The following is a 5,476-nucleotide window of genomic DNA, read 5'->3' on the forward strand; positions in this document are numbered from 1 at the left end:
GTCGGCAGCCTGACCTGGATTTCGGGGCTGGTTTTGCTGGCGGCGCTGGGACTGGTCGATGTTGACGTGGGAGCCGGTGCGGGGGAGCACGAACTCGATGTCGGTCGAGCCGAGCGGCGGCGCGACGGGCTCGGTGTCGACCTGGCTCGCGAAGGGCTTGTCCTTCGGGACCTCGTAGGTCTTCGACGCGACGGCGGGACGCGTTGAGGGGTTCACGATCCAGGAGAAACGACCCGACTTCGGCACCGTGATGGAGGTGTCGACGAAGTCCTCGAACGACGACTCCCAGGTGGGGGTGTCGAACGTCTTCGCCAGGCGGAGCGTCGCGCCCCTGGGGGCCTTGCCCTTCAGGGTGCCGCTGTAGCGGGTGTCGACGGCGTGCTTGAGCGCGATGATGTAGGCCTTGCGGTTGCCCTTGCCCGCGTACTTGCCGGCGCCGACGTACTCGTCGACGACCTCCTCGTACGGCGGGTGGAACTCGTTGGGGCCGATCTCGAAGGTGTAGCCGAAGCCGCCGGTGGCGTTGTAGCTGTAGTCCTCGGTGGTGCCCGTCGTGTCGTAGAGCTGCCAGCCGTGGATGTTGGCGTAGCCGTTCTGCGCGGTGATCTTGGCGCCCAGCTTCTTCAGGTCCTTCTCGTCGGGAGCGTCACCGACGGGGAGCCCGTCGGAGCCGATCGTCGTCGGGTTCACGCCGTTGGGGCGCAGCAGCAGGTTGGAGAAGGTGTGGTTGCTGATCAGCATCGTGATGTTGCGGGTGCGCACCAGGTCCTGGATGTTCTGCGTCTCGGGCTCCGAGAACGCCTCGGCCCCGCGGTAGGTCGGGTCGGCGTTCAGCGTGTCGGCACCCGGTCCGCCCCACAAGCCGCCGTAGTTACGGTTGAGGTCGGTGCCGGCGCCGAAGCCGCCGGGGGTGGCGAGCAGCGCGGCGCAGGAGCCGTCGGGGGTGTCCTCGCCGTCGACGATGCGGCAGTTCTTGCGCATGTAGGCGCGCCCGGGCGTGGCCAGGATGCTGGTGGTGCCCTCGAGCGGGTCGTAGTCGTTGAGGTCGCGCAGGTCGACGAACTCGCCGTCGGTGCGCGAGAGGTCGAACCCGTCGGCGTTGACGACCGGCACGACGATGACGCGCGCCTTGCCGAGCAGCTTGGTGATCTGCTTGTTCTTGCCGTAGCTCTTGGCCAGGTCGATCGCGAACTCCATCGCGAGCTCGCCCGAGGGCCACTCGCGCGCGTGGTGGACACCCATCAGCAGGAAGGTCGGCTTGCCGGTGTTGGCCTTGCGTACGTTCTTGCCGATCTCGACGCCGAAGACGTCGCGACCGTCCATGGTCGGGCGGGCCAGCTTGATGCGCTTGACGATCTTCTTGTTGTTCTTCTCCAGCTTGACCATGTCGCTGTTGTAGTCAGCGAGGGTGCGGTAGCCGGTGCGACCCGAGGGCAGCGGCGAGGAGCCGACCCGAGCGGCGTAGGCCTTGTCGAGCTCGCGGATCTGCAGGTCGCGCTTGATCAGGTCGGGGATCCGCACGTCGTAGTCGAACTTGTTGTCCACCAGCGAGCGCAGGTCGGCCGCGGTGTGGAGGACGACCTCGATGTAGTCGTGGCCGGCGTGCTCGGTGAGGTCGAGGCCGAGGCTCTGCAGCCGGGCCTTGTCCTCCGGGCCGCCGACGTCGACGGTCACCAGGCGCGGGGCGAAGAAGTCGCTCACGCCGGCGTCGAGCGGTGCGGGGGGCTCCTGGGCGCTCGAGGCGACCTGGGTGAGCGGTGCCATCGTGGCCGCCAGCGAGAACACGCAGGCGGCAGCAAGGGCTGCGGGACGGCGCCGGGGGCGCCGAAGGGGGAGTGACATGAAGCGGTCTCCTGGAAGAATCGGCCGAGTGTGCGGTCGTCCTCCTCAACGACGAGATGCGTCCCAGGTCACGGTGGCGGCGTCTGCGTCACCTGGCGACGGGCTGCCTCGGTCCGCCGATGACGTCGTACGACGAGGGCACCGAGCACCAGCCCGACCACCGAGATGGCCGCTCCGACCGCGAGCGCCGCGAGTGCGAGCGGGCCGTCCCGGGTGACCGCGGCGTCGCCCAGCGCGGTGTAGGCGAATGCGCGCGGAGCCGACCCGACGACCGTTCCGAGGGCCACCGCCGGGACGCCGATCCCGACGGCGCCGAAGACGTACGAGAACGCCGAGTCGGGCAGCCCTGGGATCCACCGCTGGAGCACCACGACCGCAAACCCGCGGCGTCGCGCCAGCGCCACGAGAGCGCTCGCACGCTCACCGGACACGGTCTCCAGGGATGCTCGTCCGGCGCGCCGGCTGACCAACGTCGTCAGGACCGCCGAGAGGGTCGCGCTGCACGTGGTCACCACGAAGCCGGTGCCCGTGCCGAAGAGGGCGCCGCTGACGCCGGCGAGCAGGGGCCCGGGGACGAAGATCATGCCGAGCAGTGCGCCGGCCAGCACGTAGGCGACCGGGGCCAGCGCCCCGAACGGCTCGATCGCCGCGGTGATGCCGCCGCGCGAGAGCGGCAGGAGGAAGAGCGTGGTCAGACCGATCGCGCTCAGGGTGGTCGAGAGGGCGCCCAGGCGCCACCAGGCCCGCCGTACGGCGTCGGGTCGCGCGGCTGCTGTCTCTGCCGCCCCTGTGGCGCCGGTCATGAGGCCAGCCTAGGCACGCTCGAGCGTGGACTCCTTGTGGGCCGCCGTCGCACCGGTCTTCTCCGACTCCACGATCCAGTACGGCTCGTCGTCGCTGGCGTCGAACTTCTGCTTGTCGTGCTGGAACGTCTTGGTTTTCTTCTCGACCGTCGTGCCGGTGGTCTTGCCCTGAGGAGTGTTCCAGCTGACCTTGTCGCCCTTGTCGAGACTCATGCCGCTCACGCTAGGAGCCGTTCGGCTCCGCGGCCTCACCCTCGTGGGCAGCCTGGTCGTTGCGACGCAGGACGGTGAGCAGGTGCAGCATCGTCAGCTCGGTGACCACGGCGCGGGCCGGGAGGTCGGCGACGAGGTAGGCAGCGCCCAGAGGGCCGCGGGGCTCGAGAGCGATGGTGAGGTCGATCGCCGAGCCGGCTTCGTCCTCCGCGACGTGGACCTCCAGGGTGACCCGTCCCGGCGCGCGCACCTCCGCCTCCAGCAGCAGCCGACGGTGGGCGTGGTCGGCCTCGACGACCCTCCAGAAGCCCGCCCGGTCGCCGCTCGCCAGGCGCGGACGGCCCGGGGGCCGGTGCCGTCGTCCGGCTCCACCGACGAGACGGTCGACGCCTCCGCGGAAGACGAACGGCGCGGCGTCGACGTACCACTGGGGGCCCTCGGCGCCGGACGCGACGACGTCCCACACCTCGTCGACGGGGCGCGCGACGGTGGCGGACCGGCTGCTGGTGGTCAGGGTGCGGTGGCGGTCCATGCCCCGAGGCTACGGGCTGCTCTAGGGTGAGGCTCGAGACCGACGCCGCTTTCGAGGAGCCAGATCATGCCTATCGCCACCCCTGAGAAGTACGCCGAGATGCTGGACGCCGCGAAGGCAGGCGCTTTCGCCTTCCCCGCCATCAACGTGTCGTCGTCGCAGACGCTCAACGCCGCCCTCAAGGGCTTCGCCGATGCCGGCTCCGACGGCATCATCCAGGTCTCGACCGGCGGCGCGGAGTACCTCTCCGGCCCTTCGGTGAAGAACATGGTCACCGGCTCGCTGGCGTTCGCCGCCTACGCCGCCGAGGTCGCCAAGCACTACGACGTGCAGATCGCGCTGCACACCGACCACTGTCCCAAGGACAAGCTCGACGGCTTCGTGCGCCCGCTGCTCGACATCTCCGCCGAGCGCGTCGCGCGCGGGGAGGCGCCGCTGTTCCAGTCGCACATGTGGGACGGCTCGGCCGTGCCGCTCGACGAGAACCTCCAGATCGCCCAGGAGCTGCTGGCCAAGGCCCGCGCGGCCCACATCATCCTCGAGGTCGAGATCGGTGTCGTCGGTGGCGAGGAGGACGGCGTCGAGGGTGGCGCCGGTGAGCAGCTCTACTCGACCCCCGAGGACGCCCTGGCCACCGTCGAGGCGCTCGGCATCGGAGAGAACGGTCGCTACATGGCCGCGCTGACCTTCGGCAACGTCCACGGCGTCTACAAGCCGGGCAACGTCAAGCTGCGCCCCGAGATCCTCAAGACCGCGCAGGAGGCCGTCGTCGCCAAGCTCGGCCTGGCCGCCGGCTCCAAGCCCTTCGACCTCGTCTTCCACGGCGGCTCCGGCTCCTCGCCCGAGGAGATCGGCGCGGCGGTCGACTACGGCGTCATCAAGATGAACGTCGACACCGACACCCAGTACGCCTTCACCCGCCCGGTCGCCGGCCACATGCTCGCCAACTACGACGGCGTCCTGAAGGTCGACGGCGAGGTCGGCAACAAGAAGGTCTACGACCCGCGCGCGTGGGGCAAGGCCGCCGAGGCCGGCATGTCGGCCCGCATCGTCGAGGCCTGCGAGAACCTCCGCTCGGCCGGCAAGAAGATCTGAGCTCGCGCGGTTTGCGGCGGCAGTTCTTCCGCTGAAGTGGTGAAACTCCCGCTTCTGTCATGAAGTTCCTCGACAGAAGCGGGAGTTTCGTGCCGTCGGCGTGACGGGTGGGGCGAAGGGCATCCGGGCGGACGGGCACAATGGCGTCATGAGCAACTTCGGTGACCTGATGGCCGGTCCTCCGCCCACCCACCTTCCCCACGACCCCGCCTCCGACGCGCTCGCGTCGGGCACCAGCCCGGTCGACGCCGTACGCCAGTTCCCGGCGTCGCCGATCGCCTGGGCCGCGCTGGCCTCCGAGGCCGCGATCGTGCTGTTCGACGGCAACCCGATGCATCCCGGTATCCGCCGCCTGTTCGATCTGGCCGAGACGGAGAAAGTCACCCATTTTGGTATTTCCGCCAAATACATAGACGCCTCTCTCAAGCGCCGGAACCGGCCCGCGGACAGCCATGACCTGGCTGCGCTGCGGGTGGTTCTGTCCACCGGTTCGCCGCTGTCGCCGGAGGGGTTTGCCCATGTCTATGCTGATTGGAAGGCGGATGTGCAGCTGGCCTCGATCTGCGGCGGCACCGATATTCTGGGCTGTTTCATCGGCGGCTGCCCGGTTTTGCCGGTGCATCAGGGCGAGATCCAGGCGCCGATGCTGGGGCTGGATACGGCCACCCTGAACGATCAGGGCGAATCTGTGGAGGGCTTGGCAGGCGAGCTGGTCTGCCGCAATGCGCACCCGTCGATGCCGGTGCGGTTTCTGAACGATCCGGGCAACGCGCGTTACCGCGCCAGCTACTTCGAGGCCTATCCCAACATCTGGCGCCAGGGCGATTTCACCATCCGAACCGGGCACGGCGGCTTTGTCGTGCTGGGCCGCTCGGACGCAACCCTGAACCCCGGCGGTGTGCGGATCGGCACCGCGGAGATGTACCGCCAGCTCGACAAGATCGAGGAGGTGTCGGACGCGGTGGTTGTCGGCCAAAATTCCGACAACGAC

At 69.2% G+C, this 5,476-nt stretch carries 6 protein-coding genes; 2 read left to right on the plus strand and 4 right to left on the minus strand.

The window, feature by feature from the left end; translation table 11 throughout:
- The 4 genes from VOI19_RS13385 to VOI19_RS13400 all read right to left on the minus strand — a co-directional run.
- Positions 1-1,842, minus strand: a 1,842-nt coding sequence (locus VOI19_RS13385; protein WP_323793461.1) for a M14 family zinc carboxypeptidase, incomplete at its 3' end; no start/stop codon positions are given.
- A 68-nt stretch (positions 1,843-1,910) separates the two neighbouring features.
- Positions 1,911-2,645 carry a TVP38/TMEM64 family protein gene (locus VOI19_RS13390; protein WP_323793462.1) on the minus strand — a complete coding sequence of 245 codons (735 nt, stop codon included), beginning with the start codon at positions 2,643-2,645 and terminating at the stop codon, positions 1,911-1,913.
- A 9-nt stretch (positions 2,646-2,654) separates the two neighbouring features.
- Positions 2,655-2,858: a DUF2945 domain-containing protein gene (locus tag VOI19_RS13395; RefSeq protein ID WP_323793463.1), complete on the minus strand. Its 204-nt coding sequence runs from the start codon at positions 2,856-2,858 to the stop codon at positions 2,655-2,657.
- Between the two features lie 10 nt (positions 2,859-2,868).
- On the minus strand, positions 2,869-3,390 hold the full coding sequence (locus VOI19_RS13400) for a DUF2867 domain-containing protein (protein WP_323793464.1): 522 nt from the start codon (positions 3,388-3,390) through the stop codon (positions 2,869-2,871).
- Between the two features lie 66 nt (positions 3,391-3,456).
- Here VOI19_RS13400 and fbaA point away from each other — a divergent pair, with 66 nt between their 5' ends.
- Both fbaA and VOI19_RS13410 read left to right on the plus strand, forming a co-directional pair.
- Complete coding sequence (gene fbaA / locus VOI19_RS13405) at positions 3,457-4,485, plus strand: class II fructose-bisphosphate aldolase (RefSeq protein ID WP_323793465.1); 1,029 nt, start codon at positions 3,457-3,459, stop codon at positions 4,483-4,485.
- 148 nt (positions 4,486-4,633) lie between these two features.
- Positions 4,634-5,476 (plus strand): AMP-binding protein (locus VOI19_RS13410; RefSeq protein ID WP_323793466.1); only part of this gene is annotated, 843 nt, incomplete at its 3' end.

Source organism: Nocardioides sp. (genome assembly GCF_034670285.1).
GTDB lineage: Bacteria > Actinomycetota > Actinomycetes > Propionibacteriales > Nocardioidaceae > Nocardioides.

Excerpts from the sequence above, each read along its gene's own strand:
- VOI19_RS13400 (WP_323793464.1), bottom strand. The coding sequence starts at position 3,390 with ATGGACCGCCACCGCACCCTGACCACCAGCAGCCGGTCCGCCACCGTC.
- VOI19_RS13390 (WP_323793462.1), bottom strand. The coding sequence starts at position 2,645 with ATGACCGGCGCCACAGGGGCGGCAGAGACAGCAGCCGCGCGACCCGAC.
- VOI19_RS13395 (WP_323793463.1), bottom strand. The coding sequence starts at position 2,858 with ATGAGTCTCGACAAGGGCGACAAGGTCAGCTGGAACACTCCTCAGGGC.
- fbaA (WP_323793465.1), top strand. The coding sequence starts at position 3,457 with ATGCCTATCGCCACCCCTGAGAAGTACGCCGAGATGCTGGACGCCGCG.